We start from the raw sequence: 26,098 nt of genomic DNA, 5'->3' as shown, positions 1-26,098 counted from the left end.
TCACGCGAGGAAGGGTGTTCCCGGGTGTTCTCTCCCGATCCACCTGGAGGTTCTCGGTGTTGAGATCCCGCAAGCGGACCACGGTGGCCGCGCTGGTCGTGCTGACCCTGATGGTCACCGGGGCGCAGGCCGGCGGCATCATCGAGCCGGCCGGACAGGGCTACCAGGACGCACGCGCGCCCGTCGACCGCCGGGTCGACGACCTCCTCAGGCGCATGACGCTGGAGGAGAAGGTCGGCCAGATGACCCAGATCCGGCTGGGCAAGCTGCGCGGCAACTGCGAGTGGAACGCCGGTCCGCTGCGCGAGGACTGCATGAAGGCCGTGCTGGAGGACGCGAAGGTCGGCTCGATCCTGTCCGGCGGCGGCGACGCGCCCAACCCGAACACGCCGCGCGCGTGGGCCGAGATGACCAACGCCATCCAGAAGTACTCGTTGGACCGCAGCAGGCTGAAGATCCCGCTGATCTACGGCGCGGACGGCGTGCACGGCCACTCGAACGTGCTCAGCGCCACCATGTTCCCGCACCAGATCGGCCTCGGCGCGACCTGGAACCCGGAGCTGCAGGAGAAGCTCGGCGCGTCCACCGGCCGGGCCATGCGCGCGACCGGCGTGTTCTGGAACTTCGCGCCCGTCTCCGACATCGCCCGCGACACCCGCTGGGGCCGGTACTACGAGACCTACAGCGAGGACCCGGTGCTGGCCGGCGCCCTCGCGGCGGCGAACGTGCGCGGGCAGCAGGGCGACCCGACCGACGGCACCGCGAAGCTGACCGCCACCGCCAAGCACTTCGCGGGCTACTCGGAGCCGTTCAACGGCCACGACCGCGCGCCCGCCCAGCTGCCGATCCGGTACCTGCAGGACACCGTGCTGCCCGCGTTCCAGCCGCAGTTCGACGCGGGCGTGGGCACCGTGATGATCAACTCCGGTGCGGTGAACGGCGTGCCCGCCCACGCGTCGAAGTACCTGCTGACCACGCAGCTGCGCGACCGGATGGGGTTCCGGGGTGTGGCGATCACCGACTGGGAGGACATCCGGTTCCTGGTGGACCGCTACCACGTGGCGGCGAACTACGAGGAGGCCATCGCGATGGCCGTGAACGCGGGCGTCGACATGGCGATGGAGCCGTCGGACGCGGCCGGGTTCACCGCCGGGCTGCTGGCGGGCGTGCGCGGCGGCGCGATCCCCGGCAAGCGGATCGACCAGGCCGTGCGGCGGATCCTGAAGCTCAAGTTCGAGCTGGGGCTGTTCGAGAAGCCGTTCGTCGACGCGGCGAAGGCCGACGCGATCGTGAACGGCGCGGACCGGGCGCTGGCCCGCCAGGCGGCGGCGGAGAGCACCGTGCTGCTGCGCAACGACGGCGTGCTGCCCCTGTCGACCGGCGTGGGCAAGCTCGTGGTGACCGGTGACGCGGCCGACGACGCGGCCAGGCAGCTCGGCGGCTGGACGGTCGGCTGGCAGGGCGTGCCCGCCTCGTCGCCGATGCCGCCGACGGTGACGGTGCTGCAGGGCATCAAGGCCGCCGCGCCGTCGGCGAACGTCGTCGGGGCGGCCACGCAGGCCGACGCGGTGGCGCAGGCCGGTGACGCCGACGCGGTGGTCGTCGTGCTCGGCGAGGACCCGGGCGCGGAGGGCGAGTCGGACACCGAGGAACCCGCGCTGACCGCGGCGCAGCAGGGCCTGGTGGACGCGGTGCGGGCGACCGGCAAGCCGGTGGTGGTCGTGCTGCTGACCGGCCGTCCGCAGGTGCTCGGCACGGTGGCGGACGCGCCGGCGCTGGTCGCGGGCTGGCTGCCCGGCTCCGAGGGCGGCGGCGCGATCGCCGACGTGCTGTTCGGCGCGGTGAACCCGAGCGGCAAGCTGCCGGTGTCGTGGCCGAAGACGGTCGGCGACCAGCCGTTCTCCTACGACCAGGTGCGTGGCGCGAACACCTCGCCCAGCTCGGCCTACGACCCGGCGTTCGCGTTCGGGCACGGCCTGTCCTACACGACGTTCACCACGTCCGCGCCCGTGCTGAGGTCGGCGGAGGTGCGGCGGGACGACCAGGTGAAGGTGACGGTGACCGTCGCCAACACCGGTGCGCGTGACGGCGCGCTCGTCGTGCCGGTGTACGTGCACCAGCCCGTGAGCAAGGTGCTCACGCCGCCGCAGCGCCTGGTCGGCTTCACGCGGGTGGCGTTGAAGGCGGGCGAGCAGCGGGCGGTCGAGGTGACGTTCGACGTGCAGCGGCTCGCGGTGACGGCGGGCGACATGGACGGCTCGGGCAAGCCCGAGGTCGCCAGGGGCGACTACGAGGTCGTGGTCGGCGACGGGAGGGCTCGATTCACGGTGCGGTGAGCTGCCCTGATAACCTTCTCGGTCGTACCCGCGCGGCATTCCGCTGTGGAGGAAACCCGTCCCCTCGTGGGGCGGAGCCGGTGACAAGCGCGGTGCGACTCCGAGACCGAGGAAAAGGTGGCTTTCGCGTGGCGAACATCAAGTCCCAGATGAAGCGGATCAAGACGAACGAGAAGGCGCGCCTGCGCAACAAGGCCGTCAAGTCGTCCCTCAAGACCGCCATCCGCAAGTTCCGTGAGGCCGCCGAGGCCGGTGACAAGGAGAAGGCCGTCGCGCTGGCGCAGGACGCGTCCCGCAAGCTCGACAAGGCCGTCTCCAAGGGAGTGATCCACTCCAACCAGGCCGCCAACAAGAAGTCGGCGCTGGCGCGGCGCGCCAACCAGATCTGATCTGGTCTTCACGCTGACAGTGCCGCCCACCCCGCGCCGGGGTGGGCGGCACTTCACGTCTCCACTCCTCCGCAACCGGCGGGGTCCTGCGGCCAGCGCCCAGCAGCGGCACGCTCCACAGCCGACAGCCTCACAGCCGGCACCCAGCAGTGAGCGGCCCGGCCGCCCGCCCAGCACCCCGGCCCCAAGCCGTCAGTGCCCAGCAGCCTCACTCAGCACCCCGGCCCCAGCGGCCAGCACCTCGGCACCCCGCACCCCGGCGACCCGGCGGTGTCAGTGACCCGGCAGCCTCGGCCGGTCAACCGGCGATCGGTGCGATCGGTGGCGGTCCGGCAGCCTCGCGCTCAGCGGCGGCCTTGGGCGGCGACGATCTTCAGCACCGCGCGTTCCAGGGCGTAGCCCGAGTCGGCGGCGACGCCCTTGACGTCGGCGTTCAGGTCCGCGACCACCGTCATCGCCGCCGCGAGCCCCCGCTCCTCCCAGCCACGCGACTGACCCTGGGCCTTCTTCACCTTCCACGGCGGCATGCCCAGCTCGCCCGCCAGCTTGAACGGGTCACCCCGGCCCACCGCGGACACCCGCGCGACCGTGCGCACCGCGTCGGCCAGCGCGTCGGCGACCAGCACGTGCGGCACACCGAGCTGGATCGCCCACCGCAACGCCTCCAGCGCACCGGCCCGGTCGCCCATCACGGCTTTCTCCGCGACCGCGAACCCGGTCACCTCGGCCCGGCCGCGGTGGTAGCGGCGAACCGCCTCGGCGTCGACCTTGCCGCCCGTGTCGGCGACGAGCTGCGAGGCCGCCGCCGCCAACTCGCGCAGGTCCGACCCCACCGCCTCGATCAGCACCGCCACGGCCTCCGGGTCGGCCTTGCCGCCACCGGCCGCGCGGATCTCGTTGCGCACGAACGCTTCGCGGTCCGCCGCCTTGGTGATCTTGGGGCACTCGGTCACGCGGGCGCCGGCCTTGCGCAGCGCCGCGGGCAGCTCCTTGGCCGCCTTGCTGCGCCCGCCGCCACTGTGGACGACCACCACCGTCACCCCGTCCGCCGGGGCCTTGGCGTAGCCGAGAACCGCGTCGGCGATCTCCTTGCCGCACTCCTGCGCGGCCTCCAGCGCGACCACCCGGCCCTCGGCGAACAGCGACGGGCTCACCAGTTCCGCCAGCTCAGGCGGGGTGAGATCGGTCACGCGGACGCGGGTCAGGTCGGCCTGCGAATCGATTTTCCGTGCCGCCGCCAACGCACCGCGCACCGCGCGCTCGACCAGCAACTCCTCCTCGCCGATGATCAGGTGCACGGCGTCGGGCATGTCAGCGGGCGCACTCACGGCGCGATCCTCCCACGGGCGGCAGACGTCCGGATGGTGGACGTCGCTGGCTGAGGGTCGGGATCGTGACGTAGGTTGAGAGGCACAACTGAATACCGCTCATCCAGAGGGGCAGAGGGATCGGCCCGTAGAAGCCCCGGCAACCCGTCGCACAGCGTCCGCTGGCGATCACGGTGCCAATTCCGACCCGCGGTGCGCGGGAAAGATGAGGAGATACCTCGCGATGACTGCTGTCAGTGTGCCCTCGGCCACCACCTCCTTCGACCTCGGTCCTGCCCGTGCGCTGTCGTGTCGTGAATGCGGCCACCAGACGCCGCTCGCCGCCGAGTACGCCTGTCTCGAGTGTTTTGGGCCGCTGGAAGTGGCCTACGACTTCGGTCGGATCCGTCGCGAGGACATCGAGGCGGGCCCCCGGTCGATCTGGCGCTACCGCGGCCTGCTCCCCGTGCCGACCACCGTCGAGTCGCACCCCAACACCAATCCCGGCGGCACCCGCCTGGTCGAGGCCGACCGCCTCGCCAAGGCCCTCGGCGTCCGCAAGGTGTGGGTGAAGGACGACACCGGCAACCCGACCCACTCGTTCAAGGACCGCGTGGTCGGTGTCGCCCTCGCCGCCGCCCGCGAGCTCGGCTTCAAGGTCCTGGCCTGCCCCTCCACCGGCAACCTGGCCAACGCCGTCGCCGCCGCCGCCGCCCGCGCGGGCTGGCAGTCGGTGGTCCTGGTGCCGTCCACGCTGGAGCGGGCGAAGATCCTCATGACCGCCGTCTACGGCGGCAACCTGATCACCGTCGACGGCAACTACGACGACGTGAACCGGCTGGCACAGGAACTGGCCGCCGAGCACGAGGACTGGGCGTTCGTCAACGTCAACGTCCGCCCCTACTACGCCGAGGGCTCCAAGACGCTCGGGTACGAGGTCGCCGAACAGCTCGGCTGGCGGCTGCCCGACCAGATCGTGGTGCCCATCGCGTCCGGCTCGCAGCTGACCAAGGTCGACAAGGCCTTCCGCGAGCTGGGCGAGCTCGACCTGGTCGAGCAGACCCCGTACCGCGTGTTCGGCGCGCAGGCCACCGGCTGCTCCCCCGTCGCGGCCGCCTTCAAGGCGGGCCACGACGTGGTCACCCCGGTCCGCCCGGACACCATCGCCAAGTCGCTGGCGATCGGCGCCCCCGCCGACGGCCCCTACGTGCTGGACGCCGTCCGCCGCACCAACGGCGCGATCGAGGACGTCACCGACGAAGAGGTCGTCGAGGGCATCCGCCTCCTGGCCCGGACCGAGGGCATCTTCGCCGAGACCGCCGGCGGCGTCACCGTCGCGACCGCGAAGAAGCTCATCGAGACCGGTCAGCTGGACCCGGACGGCGAGACGGTGCTCCTGATCACCGGCGACGGCCTCAAGACCCTGGACGCCCTCGGCGACCGCGTCGGCCCCCGCGCCAACGTCCCGCCGTCGGCCGAGGCCGTCATGAAGGCCCTCCAGGACTGACCCCGCACCGCCCGTTCCCGCCTGAGGCCACGGTTCCCGTGGTTCTCGGCCTCAGGCGGGAACGGCCCCGGTCAGCCCGCCGGCGGCCGGATCGGCGGTGATCGGCCGAGTGCCGGCCACCTCGGTCGCGTCGCGGCTGTCACCTCGGCTGCCGCTCGTCTCATCGGTGCCTCCCGTCTGCCGTTGTGGTCACAGGGCGATCCGGGAGGAGCGCAGCCACCCCGTCCGGGGGAAGGCGGTCAGCTCCGGCAGGACGTGCGGGCCGACCGGTTCGGTGACCACGCGCCAGGCGGTGAGCATCTGCGGCCAGGGTCGTGTCGCCTTCTCCTGGTTGTAGCGCTCGGCGTGCCACTCCTCCGGCGGTATGGCGAGGTCCGCGTCGAACAGGCCGTCGGCGATCAGCCGGTAGGCGGTGTCCGGCGAGTAGACCTGCGCCAGGCGGATCACGCCGGTGGCCGTCGCCCTGGCGACGATGCCCCGCTCGCCGCTGGGCAGCTCCTCGCAGACGTAGTAGGTGAACGCGGGCCGGAGTTCGTCGCTCGGCCAGGGTTGGGCGGTGTAGCCGGGCTGCCACAACGCCCACGCCACGGCCCGGTTGCCGCCTTTCGGCGACCAGCCGGAGTGCAATCGGATCCAGACGTCGTTCTTCATGGTTCTCCCCTTGCCCGTTGTCGTGATGGCCGCCGCTCCCGCGGGCGACCCGCGGCCCGTCCGGGCCTGCCAGGACGGCGGTGTCACCGTCCCGGTCCGTGCGCAGCACCAACGCGCCTCGGCTCGTCAACGCGTCGACCAGCACCCTGCTGGGGTGGCCGTAGCGGTTGTCCGCGCCGACGCTCACCAACGCGATCCGCGGCCGGACCGCCGCGAGGAACGCCGGTGACGAGTACCGCGACCCGTGGTGCGGCACCTTGAGCACGTCGGCCCGCAGGTCCACGTGCCCGCCGAGCAGGTCCGCCTGCCCGGCCAGCTCGATGTCGCCGGTCAACAACACCCGCCCGGCCGCGGTGGAGGCCCGCAGCACCAACGACGCGTCGTTGACCGCCGTGTTCGTGTCCGTCCCGCTCGCCGGGTCCGCCCGCGGTCCCAGCACGTCGAGCTCCAGTCCCGGCCAGCTCAGCCGCTGCCCGGCGGTCAACTCGACCACGCGGACCCCGGCCGTCCGCGCCCGATCCCTCACCTCCTCCCAGGCCCACTCCGGCTCCCGCGACGGCCCCACCGCCACCGCGCCCACACCCCGTTCGGCCAACACCGCCGCCAACCCGCCGACGTGGTCGGCGTGCAGGTGGCTGAGCACCACCAACGGGATCCGCCGCACCCCCAGCCGGCGCAGGCACGACAGCACCGGCACCGGGTCCGGCCCCGCGTCCACCAACACCGCCCGGTCGCGCTCGGCGGTGGCGAGGACCACCGCGTCGCCCTGTCCCACGTCACAGGCCACGACCGACCAGCCGGGCACCGGCCAACCGGGCGAGACCACGTTCAGCGGCACGACCACCACCACCGCGCCGACGACGGCCGCCACGACCAGCGTCCGCACCCGGCGCAGCCTCGTGACCACGTAGCCGAGCACCAGCACCCCGGCCAGCAGCACCCCGCCGACCCAGCCACTGGGCCACGCGACCGCCGCGCCGGGCACGGCCGCCGCGTGCCTGCCGACCGTGATCAGCCAACTCACCGCCGGACCGGCCACCTCGACGACCAACCGGGCCGCCGGCTCGTGCGCCGACGCCAGCACGGTGGCCAGCACACCGAGCACCGTGGCCGGGGCCACGACCGGAGCGACCAGCAGGTTCGCCACCACCGCGACCAGGCTCACCTGGCCGGAGATCCCGGCGACCAGCGGCGCGGTGGCCAGGTTCGCCGCCACCGGCACCGCCAACGCCTCGGCGAAGCCCACCGGGACGCCGCGCTCCTTCATCGCCGCGGCCCACCTCGGCGCGAGCAGGACCAGCGCCGCCGTCGCCACCACCGACAGGCCGAACCCCGGCTCGGTGGCCAACTCCGGGTCGTAGAGCACCAGGACCACCACCGCCGCCGCGAGCGCCGGCAACGCCGACCGCTCCCGACCCAGCACCAGCGCGAGCAACGCCACCGCACCCATCACGGCGGCCCGCAGCACACTCGGCTCCGGCCCGGCCAGCACCACGAACCCGACCAGCGCCGCCATCGCACCCACCGCGCAACCACGCGGACCGACCCGCAGCAACCTCAGCAGCAACAGGACCGCGCCACAGAGGATCGCCAGGTTCGCGCCGCTGACGGCGAGGACGTGGGCGAGACCCGCCGTGCGGAACTCCTCCACCACCCTGGGTGGGAGGCGGGAGGTGTCGCCGACGACGAGCGCGGGCAGCAACCCGGCCGGTTCGGGGTCGAGCGAGGTGCTCGCGTCCCGCAGTCCGGCACGCAGGTCCTCGGCGACCCGCTGCCACACCGGCGCTTCGGTCACGTCCCCCGGAGGTCCCCGAACCCGCAGCACCGCGACCGTCAGCTCACCTCCGCGAGGAGGGGCGAGGGTGCCGCGCGCGGTGACTCGTTGACCCGGAAGGAGATCCCGCCACCGCGCCGCCGGCGCCAGCACGACGATCCGACCACCGTCGTCAAGCGATCCACGCACCAACACCAGGTCGACCCCACCCGCACGCGAGCCGAACCCACTGGTGCGCAAGCCGTGCGGCCGGTTGTCGAGTTCGAAGTGGACGGTGGCGGGAGTGCCCCGCTCCGCCTCGACCCGCAACGGGTGGTGAGCCGCTCCGTGAGCCTGCGCGCCGATCCAACACGCCGCCAACGGACCCGCGACAGCCACCGCCACCGCTGCCGGGCGCCACCGGCGCAAGGCCGGGCCACCGATCACGCCGGCGACCAGACCGACCGCGAGTGCGGCCCACCACGCCCACAACAGCCCGGCCAAGGCCGTCGCCCACACCGCCAGCGCGGCAGGAACCAGATACGCACGAGGACTCACGACCTCACCCTCAAGGTAGACACGGAGAACGACAGCGAACAGGCCAATAGCCCGCACCGCTTACTACGCCATGAACGAGCCGCCCGGATGACAGCGAATTGGACCGATAACGACTGCGATCGGCCGAACGCCCACGCCGCTCGCTACGCCGATCAGCACCGTGGCAGGACCGCTTGTGCGGGAGGATTAGATGAGCCGGGACCATTGCGCTCCCGAAACTCACGATTGAGCCATCGGGATGGCGGCGGTCGAAGCTTGGGTCGAGTGCCGCTTATGTCGAGGCTGAGTCTTGGGGGTGGCAATCGACGGGAGTTCAGGTGCGTTGGATCCGGCTCTTCTGGGCCAAGGGCCAGTCAGTGCGGACTACGGCGGTTGAGTCGGCGATGGGTGCGGTTGGTCAGATCTGCGGCAGGTGATCGTTGACCTCCGTCTCGGGGTGGGGCTGGGGAGGTGAAGTGAGGGCGGCGCGTCTGGTCCGGGGCAGGTGGAGGGTTGGTGTGGACGGGGGTGGGTGCGCGGTTCACGAGCTCACCCAGCGGAACCTCGACAGGGTGGTCAGGCGGGATTTGGCGGTGCGGATGGCACGGCGGAGGCGCGTCAGGAGGGCGGAGGGTTGGCGGCGTTGGAGATGACGGCAGGATCGGGTGGGAGGCATGGTGGTCTCCGAGTGGCGTCAGAGGCGGACGAGGTCGCGGAGTTTGGACAGTTTCGCGTCGCCGATGCCCTCGATCTCGCCCAGTTGGTCGAGGGACGTGAACGGGCCGCGTTTCTGCCTTCGGTCGACGATCCGCTGTGCTGTCACCGGACCGACACCGGGCAGGGTGTCCAGTTGGTCCTTGGTCGCGGTGTTCAGGTTCAGCGGCTCGGTGGTCGTGTCGGCCTGGTGCGGGATGGCGATTCCCACGGCTATCTGCTCGCCGTCGGTGACCTTGCGGGCGAGGTTCAGCGGGGTCAGGTCGGCGCCGGGGTTGGCACCGCCCGCCGCTCGCAGCGCGTCGGCCACCCTCGCGCCGTTCGGGACGGTCACCAGGCCCGGCGTGGGCACCAGGCCCACCACGTTGACGACGAGTTGTTCCTCGGCCCGGGTGACGACGGCGGCCTCGGCCACCGGCAGGTCCGGCGGGCTCTCCGGCACGGGCCGCTCCCACCACAGGGCCAGGGCGACCACCAGCGCCACGCCGGCCATCACGCCCGCCAGCAGGAACCTGCGGCGGTGCGGGACGACGGGTTCGGGCAGCCAGCGGCGCAGCAGGCGGTGCAGCGGGCGGTGCAGCGGGTTGGGCGGATCGGCACCGCCGTCCGACGAGACGAAGACGAGGGTCTCGGCGTCTGACGCGCGGTGTCTGCCCCGCTCCTGGGAGATGAGGGCCTTCAGTCGGGCGGTCGTGGTTTCCGGGTTCTTGTCGAACATGGGATCGACGTTAGGCCGGGTGGAGCAGGGGGTGGGGAGGGAGTTCCCGATCTGTGGACAACTGGCTGAATGATGGATAAGGGGAGCTAGGAGACCCCTCCGGGCAGCACCACGACACCCAGCACACCGGGGCCCGTGTGCGCGCCGATCACCGCTCCGACCTCGGAGATCAGACAGCCGGTCGAGCCGGGCACGCGGTCGTCCAGCAACGCCGCCAGTTCCGCCGCGCGTTCCGGCGCGGCCAGGTGGTGGACGGCCAGGCCGACCGGCCCGGAACCCGCCGCCGACGCCGCCAGGTCGACCAGCCGGCCGATCGCCCGCCCCATCGTGCGCACCTTCTCCAACGGCACGATCCGACCGTCGTCCACGTGCAGCAGCGGCTTCACCGCCAACGCGGTGCCCACCAGCGCGGCGGCGGCGCCGATCCGCCCGCCCCGCCGCAAGTGGTCGAGCGTCTCCACGCAGAAGAACATCCTGACCCTGGCCGCAGCCGCCACGGCGGCTTCCTCCGCGCACGCGGCGTCCCCACCCGCGGCGCACGCGGCCAGCGCAGCGAACCCCAACCCCATGCCCGTGGCCCGCGAGTCGACCACCCTGATCCGGCTCGGGTCGACCTCCTCCGCGGCCAACCGCGCGGCCTCCCACGTGCCCGAGAGGTCACGGGACAGGTGCACGGACACGATCGCCTCCGCGCCCTCGGCCAACGCGGACCGGTACACCTCGGCCAGCTCACCCGGCGTCGGCCGGGACGTGGTCACCCGCCGGTGCTCCCCCAACGCGGCGGCCAGCTCCGCCGGTCCGAAGTCCACCCCGTCCAGCCTGCTGCGACCGTCCACGGCCACGTGCAGCGGCACGACCCGGACGCCGTGCCGCTCGGCGAACCCCTCGGGCAGGTACGCCGTGGAGTCGGTGACGATCGTGGTGGACACGAGTGCCGAGACTACGGCTCCGCCGCACCCGGGTGGCCGACCGCCACGGACCTGATCAGTTCCGCCATGGCCCGCCCGACCAGCTCGTGCCCCTCCCAGCCCCAGTGCATGCCGTCCGGGTTGCCGAGCCGTGACCGAACGTGGTCGCCCACCAACGGCGGCACGTCCAGCAGCGGCACGCCGGTCCCGTCCGCCCACGCACGCAGCGCGCGCTCCCCCGCCGCACGTCCACTGTGCACACCCGCGTAGGCGGACGAGCAGTGCACCGAGGGCGTCATCCCGACCACCCTGATCCGCGGCGCCAGAGCACGCACAGCGCACACCGAGTCGTTCAGGTACCGCACGGTCACGCGAGGCGGCAGCGCCACCGGGTACCCGCAGAACGCCCGCGACAGCACCGGCTGCAACGTCCGGTACCCGGCCCGGGCCCGTCGCCGCAGCCCGTCCGGCCGCAGGTAGCGCAAGCCCTGCCGCAGGTAGGTCGGCAACGGCGACGGCAGCGTGTCCATGTGCCCCACCGCCAGCACCACCACGTCCGTGCGCGGCAGCAACGACCACACCCGAGGGTCCCCGGTCAACGACCACCAGGCATCACGGGCCGTCCAGCCGAACCCCGCCGCCAGCTCCGCGTGCCCGCCCAACGCCGACGCCGCGACGTTCGGCCACAACCCGGGGTGGTCGGCGGGCAACGGCCCCTGCGGACCGTGGAACGAGAGCGAATCGCCGAGGACGAGCAGTCTCACCTGGTGCTTCCGGCGTTGTACGACGACAGCCGCCACCTGCCGTCGCCGTGCGGCCGACGGACGAAGACGGTCCAGTGGCAGTTGCCGATGCCGCCCAGCAGCGCCCAGCGGTCGACCGGCAGTTCCAGCAACCTCCCGGTCAACGCGCTGATCAGGCCGCCGTGCGCGCACAGCATGACCGTGCCGGAGAACTCCGCGTCCACCTCGGCCACCACGGCGAGAGCGCGCTCGGCGACCACCACGCGCGTCTCGCCGTCCGGCGGCGCCAGGGTGCCGTCGGCCCGCCACAGGTCCAGCGAGCCCGGCCACTCCGACTCGATCTCGGTCGAGGTCAGCCCCTGCCACTTGCCCAGGTGCGTCTCGCGCAGCCGTTCGTCGACGCGCAGGTCGACGCCGGTCGCGTCGGTGAACACCGTGGCGGTGTCCCTGGCGCGGCGCAGGTCGGAGGCGACCACCAGCTCGGGCTCGAACCCGGCGAGCACCGGCACCGCGAACCGCGCCTGGTTCCACCCGGTCTCGGTCAGCGACGAGTCCAGGTGGCCCTGCATGCGACCGGTCGCGTTGTAGTCGGTCTCACCGTGCCGCCACAGCACGAGCCGGTTCAGGGTCATGCCTCGGCGACCTCGTCGGCCGGTGGTCCGGCGTCGAACTCGATGCGCGGGCAGTCCTTCCACAGCCGCTCCAGGCCGTAGAAGGTGCGTTCCTCCGCGTGCTGGACGTGCACGACCACGTCCACGAAGTCCAGCAGGACCCAACGGCCCTCGCGCGCGCCCTCACGGCGGACCGCCTTGCGGCCGATCTCGCGCAACTTCTCCTCGACGCCGTCCACGATCGCGCCGACCTGCCGCTCGTTCGCGGCGGAGGCGATCACGAAGCAGTCCGTGATCACCAGTTGGTCGGACACGTCGAGCACGATCACGTCGTGCGCCTTCTTGTCGGCTGCCGCGTCAGCGGCGGCCAGCGCCAACCGTCGTGCCTCGTCGGTGGCTGCCACGTCACTCCTCATCACACCGGCGGGCGCCGTTACGCCCGCACGAGTCAATGAGGGTACCGGCGTCCCCGGCTCAGTCCGGCATCGAGTAAAGCCGACGCTTGCTTATGTACTGGACGACACCATCCGGCACGAGGTACCAGACGGGCAGTCCGGCGGCCGTCCGGTCGCGAACGGCGGTCGACGAGATGGCCATCGCGGGCACCTCCACCAGCGACACCGCGCCCGGCGGCAGGTGGGTGTCGACCAGTTCGTAACCCGGTCGGGTGACTCCGATGAAGTGGGCCAGGCCGAACACGTCGTCCGCGCGCCGCCAGGACAGGATCTGCTCCAGCGCGTCCGCGCCGGTGATGAAGAACAGGTCCGCGTCCGGGCGCCCGACCTTGAGGTCGGTGAGGGTGTCGATGGTGTACGTCGGGCCCGGCCGGTCGATGTCCACCCGGCTGACCGAGAACCGCGGGTTGGACGCGGTGGCGATGACCGTCATCAGGTACCGGTCCTCGGCCGCGCTGACCTCGCGCTCGCTCTTCTGCCAGGGCTGGCCCGTCGGCACGAAGACGACTTCGTCGAGGTCGAAGCGGGCCTGGACCTCGCTGGCCGCGACCAGGTGCCCGTGGTGCACCGGGTCGAAGGTGCCACCCATGACGCCGATCCGCCGGTTCGACATGGGAGGTGAGCCTAGTTCGGGTGGTGCGCGGGCGACCGGTCGCTCCCCGAAAGGCCGCCCGCGCACTCGTGCCCCGGTCGCGGCCCGGGGGAGTGGGCCGCGACCGCGGATCGCGCGGCCCACCCCGAATCCAGAGCCGCACGGTAGAGGAACGCGCACGTCACGCGGTTATGACGCGATCGGCTGGAATTTTTTCTACAGCTGCGGCGCGAGCACCGTGCCGTCCGCCGAACGCACCAGGATGGCCTCCATCGGGCACGACTCCGCGGCGTCCACGACCGCGTCGTCCGGGTCCACCGCCGACTTGATCGGCGTGGCCGTGCCGCCGTCGAGGCGGAAGTGGTCCGGCGCGATCGACGTGCACATGCCGGTCCCGAGGCACGCGCTCTTGTCGACTTCGATCGTCCACTCGCTCATCGGTCTACCACCTCACCAGTAGTCGTTCGGGGCCTCGCACCAGTCTGCCCTTCTTGAACACCACGTCGTCGGCCAGCTCCAGGTGCGGGAACCTATTGAGCAAGGTCGAGATGGAGACCTGCAACTCCATCCTTGCCAAGGGCGCGCCGATGCAGTGGTGCACGCCGTGGCCGAACGCGAAGTGCGGGTTGTGCTCGCGGTGGAAGTCCAGCTCATGGGGGTTGGGGAACACCGCCGGGTCGCGGTTGGCCACCAAGCCGTCCACGAACACCGCCTCACCGGCGCGGATCGTCACGCCCGACAGCTCCACGTCGGCGGTGGCGATCCGGGGGAAGCCGGGCGAGCCGGACAGCTTCGTGATCCGGAGCAGCTCCTCCACGGCGGCCGGCACCAGCGACGGGTCCGCGCGCAGCTCCGCCAACCGGGCCGGCTGGCGGAGCAGCTGGTAGACGAAGTTGCCGATCTCGCTGCCGGTCGTCTCGTGGCCCGCGATGAGCAGCGTGACGCCGAACGACACCAGCTCCTCCTCGGTGAGCCGGTCGTCGTTGTCGTGCGCGTGCACCAGCACGGTGAGCATGTCGTCGGCCGGGTTCTCGCGCTTGTCCTCGACCAGCTCGCGGATGTAAGCGCGCAGCGACGCCGCGCCGGCTTCGATCTCGGGCACGGTGAACGCGGTGATCGCCACCGCCGCGTCCGACCACTCGCGGAACTTGGCCCGGTCCGGCATCGGGACGCCCAGCATCTCGCTGATGAGCGTGATGGCCACCGGCATGGCCAGGGTGTCGACCAGGTCCGCGGGCGGTCCCTGGGCCTCCAGGTCGTCCAGCAGGCCGTCCACGATCTGCTGGGCGCGTTCACGCAGCTGCCCGGTGCGACGGGCGGTGAACGCCTTGGCCAGGATCCGGCGCAACCGGGTGTGCTCCGGCGGGTCCATGCTCAGGATGGTGGTGATGTTCGGCACTGCGGGCATGGTCCGCGGTGGGTCGTAGTCGGCGTCCATCACCGGCGCCCGGCTGAACCTCGGGTCGGCCAGCACGACCTTGGCGTCGGCGTACCGGGTGACCAGCCAGGCCTCCCGGCCGTACGGCAGCCGCACGCGGGCCACCGGCTCGTCCCGTTGCAGCTCCAGGTAGGTCTCGTTGACGACGAGGTCGTCGGGTTCGGGGAACGGGTAGGACCTGGCCGCCATCGGTACCCCCACTGCCAGTGATCACTTTGCCCCCGACAGTAGGTATCCCGCCGGGCACGGGGGACGTGCTCCGCGACGCCGCTACGGCTTTCACCGGCGGCGCTGCGGAGCCCTCGTCCGCCAGGGCTGGGGCGCGAGCACCGCACCGTCCGCCGAACGCACCAGGACGGCCTCCACCGGGCACGACTCCGCGGCGTCGATCACCGCGGCGTCCGGGTCCACCGGCTCATCGGGTCACCACCGCACCGGCAGCGCCTGCGGGCCGCGGATGAGCCGGCCCTTCTTGAACGTCACGTCGCCGGCCGACCGGAGCAGCGGGAACCGCTCGATCAGGGTGCCGATGGCCACCTGCAACTCCATCCGGGCCAGGGGCGCGCCGATGCAGTGGTGCGCGCCGTGGCCGAACATGATGTGCGGGTTGTGCTCGCGGTGGAAGTCCAGCTCATGGGGGTTGGCGAACACCGACGGGTCGCGGTTCGCCGTGACGTTGTTGACGAACACCGCCTCCCCCGGCTTGATCGTCACGCCGGACAGCTCGACCTCCGCGGTCGCGATCCGGGGGAAGCCCGCGGAGCCGCCCAGCGCGGTGAACCTCAGCAGCTCCTCGATCGCGGCGGGCACCAGCGACGGGTCCGCCCTCAGCTCGTCGAGCCGGTCCGGCCTGCGCAGCAGCTGGAAGACGAAGTTGCCGATCTGGTTCGCGGTGGTCTCGTGCCCCGCCACCAGCAGCGTCACCCCGAACGAGACCAGCTCCGGCTCGCTGAGCCGGTCGTCGTTGTCACGCGCGGCGACCAGCACGGAGAGCATGTCGTCGGTGGGCTCGGCGCGCTTGCGCTCGACCAGCCCGCCGATGTAGGTCCGCAGCGCCTGGGCGGCGGCCAGGATCTCCTCGTGGGTGAACGCGGTGATCGCCACCGCCGCTTCCGACCAGGCGCGGAACTGGCGTCGGTCCTCGACCGGCACGCCGAGCATCTCGCAGATGATCGTGATGGGCAGCGGCATGGCCAGCGCCTCGACCAGGTCCGCGGGCGGGCCCTGCGCCTCCATGTCGTCCAGCAGGCCGTCCACGATCCCCTGGGCGCGCTCGCGCAGCTGCTCGGTGCGCCGCGCCGTGAACGCCTTCGCGACCAGCTTGCGCAGCCGCGTGTGGTCCGGCGGGTCCATGCTCAGGATGTTCGTGTCCGTCGGCATCGTCGGGAGGGTGCGCGGCACGTCGGCGCCCGGCTCCATCACCGCCGCCCGGCTGAACCTCGGGTCCGCGAGCACGGTCTTGACGTCCTCGTAGCGGGTGGCCAGCCAGCCCTCGCCGCCGTAGGGCAGCCGCACCCTGGCGACCGGCTCGTCCCGTTGCAGCTCGAAGTACGTCGGGTTGATCTCCAAGTGGTCGAGCTCGGCGAACGGATAGGACCTGGTCTCCATCGTCTACCCCCGTGTAAGCACTCGCTTACATCCGACAGTAGGCAGGTCGTCACGGACCGTCAACCGGGTTCGCTGCGTTCCAACAGGACGGAGGCCGCTCGCGTCACCAAGGACGCGACGGTCGCGGCGTCCGCGTCCGCCAAGGGCTCTTTGCCGAACACGCCGCGCAGCACGCCGATGCCGACGACCCACGCCAGGACGAGGTCCGCGCGCAGCTCCGCGTCCTCCGCGTCGGTGAGGGACGACAGAGCGCGCGCGTACTCCTCACCCAGCTGCCGCCGCACGACCTCCGCCGCCGAGTCGTGGTGCGAGGACCGCAGCACCGCGTACAACGGGTGGTCCTCGCGCCTCGGCCTCTCCTCCATCATCCGCAGCAGCACGTTGCGCAACAGGTGCTCGGCGGGCGAGTCCTCCAGCAGCTCACGGCTCTGCGTGGCCAGCACGGTCGCGAACAAGGCGTCCTTGCTGCCGTAGTAGCGGAACAGCAGGGCCTGGTTCACGCCCGCGAGGCTCGCGATGTCACGCACCGTGGTCCGGTCGAACCCGCGCTCGCCGAACAGCTTCGTGGCGGCGTCCAGCAACGCCGCCCTGGTCGCGGCGGCGTCCCGGGGCCGGCTCACGACACCGGCCGGACGTGCCCCTCGCCCCAGACCACCCACTTGGACGAGGTCAGCTCGGCCAACCCCATCGGGCCGCGGGCGTGCAGCTTCTGGGTGGAGATGCCGATCTCCGCGCCCATGCCGAACTCGCCGCCGTCGGTGAACGCGGTGGACGCGTTGACCATGACCGCCGCCGCGTCGACCCTGGTGGTGAACCGGCGGGCCGCGGCGAGGTCGCTGGTCACGATGGCCTCGGTGTGGCCGGAGCCGTGCGCGGCGATGTGCCCGATGGCCTCGTCGATCGAGCCGACCACGCGGGCGGCGATGTCCAGCGACAGGTACTCGGTGTCCCAGTCCTCGTCGGTGGCGGCCTGGACCCTGGGGTCGCCGGCGAACCGCTCGTCGCCGTGGATGGTGACGTCCGCCGCCCTGAGGGCGTCGATGATGCGGGGCACGAACTCGTCCGCGACGGAGGCGTGCACGAGCAGTGACTCGGCCGCGTTGCACACGCTGGTGCGGCGGGTCTTGGAGTTGAGCACGATGCGCTGCGCCATGTCGAGGTCGGCGCTCGCGTCCACGTACACGTGCACGTTGCCCACGCCGGTCTCGATGGCCGGCACGGTGGCCTGCTGCACGACGGCGTTGATCAGGCCCGCGCCACCGCGCGGGATCACCAGGTCGACCAGGCCGCGCGCGGTGATCAGGTGGGTGACCGAGGCGCGGTCGTGGCACGGCAGCAGCTGCACGGCGTCGGCGGGCAGGCCGGCGGACTCCAGCGCGTCGCGCAGGATCGCGACCAGCGCGGCGTTCGAGTGCTCGGCGGTGGACGAACCGCGCAGCAGGGCCGCGTTGCCGGACTTCAGCGCCAGGCCGGCCGCGTCCACGGTGACGTTCGGACGGGCTTCGTAGACCATGCCGACCACGCCCATCGGGACGCGGACCTGCTTGAGCTCGAGGCCGTTCGGCAGGATCGAGCCGCGCAGCACCTCACCGATCGGGTCCGGGAGGCCGGCCACCGTCTCCAGGCCCTGGGCCACGCCCTCGATCCGGGCGTCGGTGAGCGTGAGGCGGTCCAGCAGGCCCTGGTTCAGGCCCGAGGCCTTGCCCGCTTCGAGGTCCTTGCCGTTGGCCTCCAGCACCTCGGCGGCGCGGGTGCGCAGCGCGGCGGCCATCTCGTGCAGCGCGGCGTCCTTGCCCTCCCGGGTGGCGAGGACGAGCTCGTTGGCGGCGACCCGGGCGCGCCGAGCCGCGGCGTGCACCTGTTCGCGCAGGTCATCAGTCACGTCGTCAAGCCTACGGTCACCCGGTCGTGGTTGTCTTCGAGGTTCCCGAGGATCGGACGGCCGTCCACGATCGGGTGAAGCCGCGGCCGGGACCGTCGCACAGGTGTCCGTCTTGTCGGGGCGGTCTGCCACTGTGTCGCCATGGACGACAGCGCGTTGCGGGAACTGGCCGAGGAACGGCTGAGGGCTTTGGCGGGCCCTCAGGCCGTGCTGCGTGACGACCAGTGGACGGCCATCCGCGCGCTGGTGTCCGAACGGCGGCGGGCGCTGGTGGTGCAGCGCACGGGGTGGGGCAAGTCCGCCGTCTACTTCATCGCCACGGCGCTGCTGCGGTCCCTGGGCGAGGGGCCGACGGTGATCGTGTCGCCGTTGCTGGCGTTGATGCGCAACCAGGTCGACGCCGCCGCGCGGGCGGGCGTGCACGCGGCGACGATCAACTCGGCCAACACTGACGAGTGGCAGGACGTGCAGGACCGGGTGGCGTCCGGTGACGTGGACGTGCTGCTGGTGTCGCCGGAGCGGCTCAACAACCCGGACTTCCGGGACACGGTGCTGCCGTCGCTGACCGCGTCGGCGGGGCTGCTGGTGGTGGACGAGGCGCACTGCATCTCCGACTGGGGCCACGACTTCCGGCCGGACTACCGGCGACTGCGGACGTTGCTGACCGAGCTGCCGGCCGGCGTGCCGGTGCTCGCCACCACGGCCACGGCCAACGACCGGGTGGTGCGCGACGTGGCCGACCAGCTCGGGCTGGGCGCGGGCACGGACGCGTTGGTGCTGCGAGGGCCGTTGGACCGGGCGAGCCTGCGGCTGGCCGCGGTCCGGCTGCCGACCGCCGAGGCCAGGCTGGGGTGGCTGGCCGAGCGGCTGGAGCGGCTGCCCGGCTCGGGGATCATCTACACGCTCACGGTGGCGGCGGCGGACGACGTGGCGGCGTTCCTGCGCGAACGCGGCTACGAGGTGACGGCGTACTCGGGCCGCACCGACCCGGCCGAGCGCCAACGGGCCGAGGAGGACCTGCTGGCGAACCGCGTCAAGGCGCTGGTGGCGACGTCGGCGCTGGGCATGGGGTTCGACAAGCCGGACCTGGGGTTCGTGGTGCACCTGGGCGCGCCGCCCTCCCCCATCGCCTACTACCAGCAGATCGGCCGCGCCGGGCGTGGTGTGGAGCGGGCCGAGGTGCTGTTGCTGCCCGGCCCGGAGGACAAGGACATCTGGGCGTACTTCGCGTCGCTGGCGTTCCCGCCGGAGCACGTGGTGCGGCAGGTGCTCGACGCGCTGCCGGCGGACCGGGCGATGTCGACGGCGGCGCTCGAGCCGGTGGTGGAGCTGTCGCGCACCCGGTTGGAAGTGGTGTTGAAGGTGCTCGACGTGGACGGCGCCGTGCGGCGGGTGCGCGGCGGGTGGGTGGCGACGGGGCAGCCGTGGTCCTACGACGCCGAGCGGTACGAGCGGATCGAGGCGGCGCGGCAGGTGGAGCGGCAGGCGGTGCTCGACTACCTCGCCACCGACGGCTGCCGCATGGAGTTCCTGCTGCGGCAGTTGGACGACCCGCACGCGGCGCCGTGCGGGCGGTGCGACAACTGCACCGGGGAGCGGCCGTCGGCGGAGGTGTCGGACACGGCGGCGTCGGCGGCGCGGGAACGGCTGCTGCGGCCCGGCGTCGAGGTGGAGCCGCGCAAGATGTGGCCGACCGGGATGGCGGCGGCCGGGGTGTCGCTGTCCGGGAAGATCACGCCGGGCGAGATCGCGGCGACCGGGCGGGCGTTGGGGCGGTTGACCGACATCGGTTGGGGCAACCGGTTGCGGTCGTTGTTCGCCGGGGCCGACCAGGAGATCCCCGACGACGTGTTCGCCGCGTGCGTGAAGGTGCTCTCCGCGTGGAGTTGGGCGCAACGGCCGGTGGGCGTGGTGACGGTCGGGTCGCGGTCCAGGCCCGCGCTCGTGGGCAGCTTCGGGCAGCGGATCGCGGCGGTCGGGCGGCTGCCGCTGCTCGGGCAGGTGTGGCTGGGCGAGGCGACGCGCCGGGCCAACAGCGCGCAACGGCTGGCGGGGCTGGTGCGCGAGACCGACGTGCCGGACCTGTCCGGTGTGGACGGTCCGGTGCTGCTGGTGGACGACCAGGTCGACACCGGGTGGACCATGACGGTCGCGACGCGGCTGCTGCGGCGGGCGGGGGCATCGGCGGTGCTGCCGTTCGCGTTGGCGGTGACGGCGTGACGAGGAGGTGGGGGTGACGGGGTGAGACTGACGACGGAACGGTTGGTGTTACGGCCTTTCACGACGGCCGACGTGCCCGTGCTCGCCGCCTACCGGTCGGAGCCGGAGGTGGCCAGGTACCAGGGTTGGGAAGCGCCGTTCTCCTTGGTGCAGGCGCGGGAGTTCGTGCGGGACGTCGGGGCGGCCGACCCGACCGCGGCGGGCTGGCACCAGTTCGCGATCGAGGCGGACGGGGTGCTCGTCGGTGACGTCGGGGTGGGTCTGCACGAGAACCGGAGGCAGGCCGAGATCGGGTACACGCTGGCGACCGCGTACCAAGGGCGCGGGTACGCGGCGGAGGCCGTGCGGCGGGTGTTGGCGTACCTGTTCGAGGTGCGCGGGCTGCACCGGGTGTCCGCCGAGTGCGACGCCCGCAACGTCCGGTCGGCGCGGTTGCTGACCAAGCTCGGGTTCCGGCAGGAGGGGCACCGGGTGCGGAGCACGTGGGCGAAGGGAGAGTGGACGGACGACCTGCTGTTCGGGCTGCTGGCCGAACAGTGGCGGGCAGGCACGACCTGACGCGGCCGGTGCCGGCCCGGGAGCATCCTCCTTCCTCACACCCAGGGGATCGCGCACTTCCACAGCCGTGACATCACCGCAAACCACCCGGGCGGGGCTGTCGCGTCACCCATCCGCGAACGCCGCCAGGCACGCTCGCGACAGGGTTCGGTGAAGGATCTACCGGCTGCGGCTGCTTTGTGGTTGTGTCCAACCATGGCTGCCCTGGAGATCGCGACCCAGCACCGCCTGCCCCTCCGCGAGCTCGTCGTCCGTCACGCACCGCACCAACCCGGGCCAACACCCGTTGATCATCCCGGCCTCGGGCGACCTCGCGGCACGATCACGATCACCGCTGTCGCCACGGGGACCGGCGGGCAGGACCGTTCGGTCCGAGCGGGGGTCCGGCCATGAGCGAGACCACCACCGAGCAGCGACCCCACCGGCTGCCGGTCAGGAAGTTGGTCGCGGCCAGCATCGGCAACGCCATCGAGTGGTACGACTGGACGATCTACGCGACGTTCTCGATCTACTTCGCCACCCAGATCTTCCCGAAGGACAACCCGCGGCTCGCGTTGATCAACACGCTCGCGGCGTACGCGATCGCGTTCTTCTTCCGCCCGTTGGGCGGGTACCTGCTCGGGCGGTTCGCCGACCTGCGCGGGCGGCGGACGGCGATGCTGCTGACCATCGTCCTGATGGCCGGCGGTTCGGTCGCGATCGGGCTGCTGCCGACCTACGCCCAGGTGGGGTGGTTGGCGCCGGTGCTGCTGCTGGTGGCCCGTGTCGCGCAGGGCTTGTCGCTGGGCGGTGAGGTCTCCAACGCCTCGGCGTACCTGGCGGAGATCGCGCCGCCGCGCCGGAGGGGGCGGTACTCGGCCTTCTTCTACATCTCCACCGGCACCGCCGTGCTGGTCGCGTCGCTGCTCGGGTACGCGCTGTCCCGCTCGCTCGACGCCGCCCAGTTGGCGTCGTACGGCTGGCGCATCCCGTTCCTGGTCGGCGGCGTGCTGGGGCTGGTGGGCCTGTGGCTGCGGCGCAGCCTGGAGGAGACCGAGCAGTTCGAGCACAACAAGGCCAAGGCGCAGCAGCTCAAGCGCCCGCTGCTGACGACCCTGCGCGAGCACCCCAAGGCGGTGGGGCGGCTCATCGGCTTCACCATGCTGTCGACGCTGTGCTACTACACGTTCTTCAGCGCGCTGACGCCGTTCGCGGTGACCAAGCGGGGTGCGGACGCCGGTGACGTGTTCCTCGCCCTGTCGATCGCGACGGCCCTGTTCATCGTCCTGCAGTACCCGATGGGCGCGTTGTCGGACCGGGTCGGCCGCAAGCCCCAGCTGCTGGCCTGGTCGGCCGCGACGGCGGTGCTGGTGGTGCCGCTGTCCACGCTGATCGGGCCGGGCTTCGGCAACCTGCTGCTGGTGTTCTGCGTCGGTCTCGGGCTCTACACGGCCATGACGTCGATCGCGCCGGCCGTGATGAGCGAGCTGTTCCCGACCGAGCTGCGCGCCCTGGGCATCGGCTCCTGGTACAACCTGACCGTGGCGTTGTTCGGCGGCACCGCGCCGCTGGTGATCCAGTGGCTGCCGGGCAGCACGTTCTTCGTCTACGTCGCGGCCGGGGCCGCCATCGCGTTCGTCGTCATCCTCACGATGCCCGAGACGAAGGGCGAGACCCTGCGGTAACGCCGCGTCAGGAGGTCGCGGACAGCCGGGACAACGGCTCGTCCGACAGCTCCCGCAGGGCCTCCAGCACCGTGTCGCGCCGGGTCGGGGACAGCTCGGCCAGGAAGCCGTCCTCCAGGCGCCGGATCGCGGCACGGGCGCCGCGCAACCGCTTGCGCCCCTCCGCGGTCGGCTCGATGATCCGCGCCCGCCGGTCGTCCGGATCGGGCCGCCGGGACACCAGCCCCTCGGCCTCCATCCCGTCGATGATCGCGACCATCTTCGTCTTGTCCACGTCGACCGCCCTGGCCAGCGCCAACTGGGTCGGCGCGGCGCCCTGGGACAGCTCGGTGAGCACCACGTAGGCCCACATGCCCAGCCCGTGCCGCTCCAGCAGCGGCAGTTCCGCGGCCACGAGCGCCTTGGTCAGCCGGTGCAGCAGCGCGGCGAGGTCCTGCCGTTCCTCCTCGACCATGCCGGTGATGGTAGTCACCACAAATCGTCTCAGTTTCCAACTATCTTAAGTTCGGACGAATTGCCGAACACCTGGAGTCGACGTGCTCAGGAGCAAGTGGATCACCGGCCCGGAGGCGGACTTCGCGGGACCGGTGCTCGTCAGCGTCACCGAGTTCACGCTCGACGGCCTCCACCGCACGCCGGGCGCCTACCGGGCGGGCTTCACGCTCAGCCGTGAGTGGCCGGGCCTGAACGGCGCGGTGGGCCTGTGGCTGTGGGCCGAACCGCTGCGCAAGCGCCTGGGCTCGGTCTCGGTGTGGCGCGACCAGGCGGGCATGCGCGGCTTCGTCGGCCTGCCCGCGCACGTGGCGATCATGCGCAAGTACCGGGACCTCGGCGTCACCCGCGCCACCACCTGGCACACCGACGACGTCGACCCGCACGTGATCTGGCGGACCGCCGGCCGGTGGCTGCGCGACCGCGGCTAAGCCCGCAACGGCACCAGGTCGTCGGCGTGCACGACCTCCCGGCGCTGCTCCGCCGGCAGGTCGCCGGTCTTGCGGCCGATCAGGGCGGGCAGCTCGGCGGCGTCGAAACCGACCACGCCGCGCGCCACCACGTGCCCGGACTGGTCGACCAGCTCGACCACGTCACCGGCCTCGAACGCGCCCTCCACGCCGGTGATGCCCGCCGCCAGCAGCGAACGCCTCCGGCCGACGACCGCGGCCACCGCGCCGTCGTCCAGCACCAGCCTGCCGGTCGCGTCGGCCGCGTGCCCCAGCCAGAAGCGGCGCGCGGTCAGCCTCGGGCCGGTCACCGCGAACGCCGTGCCGACGTCCGCCGTGCTCAACGCCCGTGACGCGTCCGCCGCACCCGCCAGCAGCACGGGGATGCCCGCCGACGCCGCCAGCCTGGCCGCAGCCAGCTTCGACGCCATGCCGCCCGTGCCCAGGCCCGACGCACCGGACGAACCCGCCCGCACACCGTCCACATCGGACGGGCCGGCCACCTCGGTGACGCGTTGCGCGCCCGGCTGCCGGGGGTCGCCGTCGTAGAGCGCGTCGACGTCGGAGAGCAGGAACAACGCGTCCGCGCCGACCAGGTGCGCCACCAGCGCGGCCAACCGGTCGTTGTCGCCGAACCGGATCTCCTCGGTGGCCACCGTGTCGTTCTCGTTCACCACCGGCACCGCGCCCAACGCCAGCAGCCGGGAGAACGTGCGCTGCGCGTTGCGGTAGTGCGACCGCCGCACGACGTCGTCCGCCGTCAGCAGCACCTGCCCGACGGTCAACGAGAACCGCCCGAACGAGTTCGCGTACGCGTGCGCCAGCGCCAACTGGCCGACGCTCGCCGCCGCCTGCTGCGTGGCCAGGTCACGGGGCCGCCGCGTGACTCCCAGCGGCGCGAGACCGGCCGCGATAGCACCCGACGACACCAGCACCACCTGGCTGCCCGCCGCGCACCGCGCCGCGACCGCGTCCACCAGGGCGTCCAGCCGAGCCCGGTCCAACCCGCCGGCGGCGGTGGTCAACGACGAGGACCCGACCTTCACCACGACCCGGGACGCCGCGGACACCGCCTGCCGGGCCTGCGACGCCGCCACCGCTCCGATCACTCCTCGGTGTCCTCTTCGAACTCGTCGTACTCGCCCGGGATGCGCCGGGCCTTCTTCGCCGCCAACCGGTCGGACGCGCCGACGCGGTTGCTGACCTCCAGCCGCACGTCCGTGCCGCGACCGCTCATGGTCATCGCGATGCCCGAGGGCGTCGTCGGCTCCCAGTCGAACACCAGGTCGCCGATGGTGACCTGGCAGCCCGGCTCGGCGCCCTTCTTGACCAGCGCGTCCTCGACCCCGAGGCGGGCGAGCCGGTCGGCGAGGTAACCGACCGCCTCGTCGTTGTTGAAGTCGGTCTGCCGGATCCACCGCTCGGGCCGCTCGCCGCGCACGATGAAGCCGCCCTCGCTCAGCGGGTCCTCCACCACGGTGAAGCCCTGGTCGTCCACGGCCCTGGGCCGCAGCACGATCCGGGTCGACTCCTGCTTCGGCTTCGCCGCCCGGTACTCCTCGACCACCCGCGCCAAGGCGAACGTCAGCTCACGCAGGCCCTCGCGGCTGGCCGTGGACACCTCGAACACCGGCAGGCCGCGTGCCTCGATGTCCGGGCGCACCAGCTCGGCCAGCTCACGGGCCTCCGGGACGTCGATCTTGTTCAGGACCACGACGCGCGGCCGTTCGGCCAGGTCGTCGGCCAGGGAGGGGGTGTACTTCGCCAGCTCCTGCTCCAGCGCGTCGATGTCCGACAGCGGGTCGCGGTCCGCCTCGTATGTCGCGCAGTCCACGACGTGCACCAGCACCGCGCAGCGCTCGATGTGCCGCAGGAAGTCCAGGCCGAGGCCCTTGCCCTCGGACGCGCCGGGGATCAGGCCGGGCACGTCCGCCATGGTGAAGACGGTCTCGCCGCCGGTGATCACGCCCAGGTTCGGCACCAGCGTGGTGAACGGGTAGTCGGCGATCTTCGGCTTGGCCGCGGACAGCACCGAGATCAGCGACGACTTGCCCGCCGACGGGAAGCCGAGCAGGCCGACGTCCGCGACGGACTTCAGCTCCAGCACGAGGTCGTGCTGCTCCCCCGGTTCACCCAGCAGGGCGAAACCGGGCGCCTTGCGGGCCTTGGACGCCAGCGAGGCGTTGCCGAGGCCGCCACGACCACCCTGGGCGGCGATCAGCCGGGTGCCCTCGCCGACGAGGTCCGCGACCACCTGGCCCTCGGGCGTCATGACGACCGTGCCGTCGGGCACGCGCAGTTCGAGGTCCGCGCCGTGCGCGCCGTCGCGGTTGCCGCCCTGTCCGCCCTTGCCGCTGCCGGCGGCGGCGTTGGGGCGGAAGTGGAAGTCGAGGAGCGTGTGGACCTGCGAGTCCACGACCAGCACGACGTCGCCGCCCTTGCCGCCGTTGCCGCCGTCGGGGCCACCGAGCGGCTTGAACTTCTCGCGGTGCACGGACGCGACCCCGTTGCCCCCGTCACCTGCGGCGACGTGGATGACGACCCGGTCGACGAAGCGGGACACGGG

24 protein-coding genes and 1 riboswitch are annotated in these 26,098 nt (G+C 72.3%); of the genes, 7 read left to right on the top strand and 17 right to left on the bottom strand.

The genetic code is table 11. The features are described from left to right. Positions 1–56 precede the first annotated feature (56 nt). Positions 57–2,336, top strand: a complete 2,280-nt coding sequence (locus ACQPYE_RS07265) for a glycoside hydrolase family 3 N-terminal domain-containing protein (protein WP_498720132.1) — start codon at positions 57–59, stop codon at positions 2,334–2,336. Between the two features lie 128 nt (positions 2,337–2,464). Continuing rightward, positions 2,465–2,725, top strand: coding sequence for a 30S ribosomal protein S20 (gene rpsT / locus ACQPYE_RS07260; protein ID WP_123743614.1), 261 nt, complete (start codon positions 2,465–2,467; stop codon positions 2,723–2,725). A gap of 344 nt (positions 2,726–3,069) precedes the next feature. Here rpsT and holA read toward each other — a convergent pair whose 3' ends face one another. Further along, positions 3,070–4,053, bottom strand: coding sequence for a DNA polymerase III subunit delta (gene holA / locus ACQPYE_RS07255; RefSeq protein ID WP_498720130.1), 984 nt, complete (start codon positions 4,051–4,053; stop codon positions 3,070–3,072). A gap of 96 nt (positions 4,054–4,149) precedes the next feature. After that, a riboswitch (SAM riboswitch) is annotated at positions 4,150–4,265 on the top strand. Positions 4,266–4,276: 11 nt separating this feature from the next. On the opposite strand from holA, the gene thrC reads away from it, so the two are divergent. Next, positions 4,277–5,539 carry a threonine synthase gene (thrC, locus tag ACQPYE_RS07250; RefSeq protein ID WP_498720129.1) on the top strand — a complete coding sequence of 421 codons (1,263 nt, stop codon included), beginning with the start codon at positions 4,277–4,279 and terminating at the stop codon, positions 5,537–5,539. 160 nt (positions 5,540–5,699) lie between these two features. Here thrC and ACQPYE_RS07245 read toward each other — a convergent pair whose 3' ends face one another. The 13 genes from ACQPYE_RS07245 to ACQPYE_RS07185 form a co-directional block, all read right to left on the bottom strand. Continuing rightward, the gene (locus ACQPYE_RS07245; RefSeq protein ID WP_498720127.1) at positions 5,700–8,501 is read right to left on the bottom strand and encodes a DNA internalization-related competence protein ComEC/Rec2; all 2,802 of its coding nucleotides are present in this window, start codon (positions 8,499–8,501) and stop codon (positions 5,700–5,702) included. 673 nt (positions 8,502–9,174) lie between these two features. Continuing rightward, entirely contained in the window at positions 9,175–9,912 is a 738-nt protein-coding gene (locus ACQPYE_RS07240; protein ID WP_498720125.1) for a ComEA family DNA-binding protein, read from the bottom strand. 86 nt (positions 9,913–9,998) lie between these two features. Beyond that, positions 9,999–10,841: a DegV family protein gene (locus ACQPYE_RS07235; protein WP_498720124.1), complete on the bottom strand. Its 843-nt coding sequence runs from the start codon at positions 10,839–10,841 to the stop codon at positions 9,999–10,001. A gap of 11 nt (positions 10,842–10,852) precedes the next feature. Beyond that, entirely contained in the window at positions 10,853–11,584 is a 732-nt protein-coding gene (gene octT / locus ACQPYE_RS07230) for a diglucosylglycerate octanoyltransferase (RefSeq protein ID WP_498720122.1), read from the bottom strand. Further along, on the bottom strand, positions 11,581–12,195 hold the full coding sequence (locus ACQPYE_RS07225; protein ID WP_498720121.1) for a histidine phosphatase family protein: 615 nt from the start codon (positions 12,193–12,195) through the stop codon (positions 11,581–11,583). Before ACQPYE_RS07225 ends, octT begins: the two co-directional genes overlap by 4 nt. Further along, complete coding sequence (gene rsfS, locus ACQPYE_RS07220; RefSeq protein WP_498720120.1) at positions 12,192–12,578, bottom strand: ribosome silencing factor; 387 nt, start codon at positions 12,576–12,578, stop codon at positions 12,192–12,194. The genes ACQPYE_RS07225 and rsfS overlap by 4 nt, the downstream gene beginning before the upstream one ends. Positions 12,579–12,648: 70 nt before the next feature. Continuing rightward, positions 12,649–13,242, bottom strand: a complete 594-nt coding sequence (gene nadD / locus ACQPYE_RS07215; protein WP_498720118.1) for a nicotinate-nucleotide adenylyltransferase — start codon at positions 13,240–13,242, stop codon at positions 12,649–12,651. A gap of 195 nt (positions 13,243–13,437) precedes the next feature. Beyond that, positions 13,438–13,659, bottom strand: a complete 222-nt coding sequence (locus ACQPYE_RS07210) for a ferredoxin (protein ID WP_498720117.1) — start codon at positions 13,657–13,659, stop codon at positions 13,438–13,440. Positions 13,660–13,663: 4 nt separating this feature from the next. Beyond that, positions 13,664–14,848 (bottom strand): cytochrome P450, encoded by a 1,185-nt coding sequence (locus ACQPYE_RS07205; protein ID WP_498720115.1) that lies wholly within the window; start codon positions 14,846–14,848, stop codon positions 13,664–13,666. A 90-nt stretch (positions 14,849–14,938) separates the two neighbouring features. Continuing rightward, positions 14,939–15,070: a hypothetical protein gene (locus ACQPYE_RS07200; RefSeq protein ID WP_498720113.1), complete on the bottom strand. Its 132-nt coding sequence runs from the start codon at positions 15,068–15,070 to the stop codon at positions 14,939–14,941. Between the two features lie 12 nt (positions 15,071–15,082). Next, the gene (locus ACQPYE_RS07195) at positions 15,083–16,267 is read right to left on the bottom strand and encodes a cytochrome P450 (protein WP_498720111.1); all 1,185 of its coding nucleotides are present in this window, start codon (positions 16,265–16,267) and stop codon (positions 15,083–15,085) included. A 59-nt stretch (positions 16,268–16,326) separates the two neighbouring features. Then, complete coding sequence (locus tag ACQPYE_RS07190) at positions 16,327–16,887, bottom strand: TetR/AcrR family transcriptional regulator (protein WP_498720109.1); 561 nt, start codon at positions 16,885–16,887, stop codon at positions 16,327–16,329. Beyond that, positions 16,884–18,149 (bottom strand): glutamate-5-semialdehyde dehydrogenase, encoded by a 1,266-nt coding sequence (locus ACQPYE_RS07185; RefSeq protein ID WP_498720106.1) that lies wholly within the window; start codon positions 18,147–18,149, stop codon positions 16,884–16,886. Before ACQPYE_RS07185 ends, ACQPYE_RS07190 begins: the two co-directional genes overlap by 4 nt. Positions 18,150–18,290: 141 nt before the next feature. Here ACQPYE_RS07185 and ACQPYE_RS07180 point away from each other — a divergent pair, with 141 nt between their 5' ends. The 3 genes from ACQPYE_RS07180 (at position 18,291) to ACQPYE_RS07170 (ending at position 22,591) form a co-directional block, all read left to right on the top strand. Then, positions 18,291–20,369, top strand: a complete 2,079-nt coding sequence (locus ACQPYE_RS07180; RefSeq protein ID WP_498720104.1) for a RecQ family ATP-dependent DNA helicase — start codon at positions 18,291–18,293, stop codon at positions 20,367–20,369. Between the two features lie 45 nt (positions 20,370–20,414). Beyond that, positions 20,415–20,927, top strand: coding sequence for a GNAT family N-acetyltransferase (locus tag ACQPYE_RS07175; RefSeq protein WP_498720102.1), 513 nt, complete (start codon positions 20,415–20,417; stop codon positions 20,925–20,927). Positions 20,928–21,316: 389 nt separating this feature from the next. Continuing rightward, positions 21,317–22,591, top strand: coding sequence for an MFS transporter (locus ACQPYE_RS07170; protein ID WP_498720100.1), 1,275 nt, complete (start codon positions 21,317–21,319; stop codon positions 22,589–22,591). 7 nt (positions 22,592–22,598) lie between these two features. On the opposite strand, the gene ACQPYE_RS07165 is transcribed toward ACQPYE_RS07170, so the two are convergent. Continuing rightward, on the bottom strand, positions 22,599–23,063 hold the full coding sequence (locus ACQPYE_RS07165; protein ID WP_498720098.1) for a MarR family winged helix-turn-helix transcriptional regulator: 465 nt from the start codon (positions 23,061–23,063) through the stop codon (positions 22,599–22,601). 64 nt (positions 23,064–23,127) lie between these two features. Between ACQPYE_RS07165 and ACQPYE_RS07160 the strand changes: the two genes are divergently transcribed. Next, positions 23,128–23,514: a hypothetical protein gene (locus ACQPYE_RS07160; protein WP_498720096.1), complete on the top strand. Its 387-nt coding sequence runs from the start codon at positions 23,128–23,130 to the stop codon at positions 23,512–23,514. On the opposite strand, the gene proB is transcribed toward ACQPYE_RS07160, so the two are convergent. Then, positions 23,511–24,641, bottom strand: a complete 1,131-nt coding sequence (gene proB / locus ACQPYE_RS07155) for a glutamate 5-kinase (RefSeq protein ID WP_498720095.1) — start codon at positions 24,639–24,641, stop codon at positions 23,511–23,513. The genes ACQPYE_RS07160 and proB overlap by 4 nt on opposite strands. After that, positions 24,638–26,095, bottom strand: coding sequence for a GTPase ObgE (obgE, locus tag ACQPYE_RS07150; RefSeq protein WP_498720093.1), 1,458 nt, complete (start codon positions 26,093–26,095; stop codon positions 24,638–24,640). The genes proB and obgE overlap by 4 nt, the downstream gene beginning before the upstream one ends. Between the last annotated feature and the right edge of the window lie 3 nt (positions 26,096–26,098).

The organism is Actinosynnema sp. CA-299493 (assembly GCF_050946825.1).
In the GTDB taxonomy this organism is placed as follows: domain Bacteria; phylum Actinomycetota; class Actinomycetes; order Mycobacteriales; family Pseudonocardiaceae; genus Actinosynnema.
The sequence above is the reverse complement of the archived record's forward strand: the minus strand, read 5'-3'. Positions and strand labels throughout refer to the sequence as shown.

Bases quoted from the DNA above. Each gene is read 5' to 3' on its own strand.
- ACQPYE_RS07195 (WP_498720111.1), bottom strand. From the start codon at position 16,267: ATGGAGACCAGGTCCTATCCGTTCGCCGAGCTCGACCACTTGGAGATC.
- ACQPYE_RS07180 (WP_498720104.1), top strand. From the start codon at position 18,291: ATGGACGACAGCGCGTTGCGGGAACTGGCCGAGGAACGGCTGAGGGCT.
- ACQPYE_RS07205 (WP_498720115.1), bottom strand. From the start codon at position 14,848: ATGGCGGCCAGGTCCTACCCGTTCCCCGAACCCGACGACCTCGTCGTC.
- thrC (WP_498720129.1), top strand. From the start codon at position 4,277: ATGACTGCTGTCAGTGTGCCCTCGGCCACCACCTCCTTCGACCTCGGT.
- ACQPYE_RS07225 (WP_498720121.1), bottom strand. From the start codon at position 12,195: ATGACCCTGAACCGGCTCGTGCTGTGGCGGCACGGTGAGACCGACTAC.
- nadD (WP_498720118.1), bottom strand. From the start codon at position 13,242: ATGTCGAACCGGCGGATCGGCGTCATGGGTGGCACCTTCGACCCGGTG.
- ACQPYE_RS07240 (WP_498720125.1), bottom strand. From the start codon at position 9,912: ATGTTCGACAAGAACCCGGAAACCACGACCGCCCGACTGAAGGCCCTC.
- ACQPYE_RS07170 (WP_498720100.1), top strand. From the start codon at position 21,317: ATGAGCGAGACCACCACCGAGCAGCGACCCCACCGGCTGCCGGTCAGG.
- ACQPYE_RS07210 (WP_498720117.1), bottom strand. From the start codon at position 13,659: ATGAGCGAGTGGACGATCGAAGTCGACAAGAGCGCGTGCCTCGGGACC.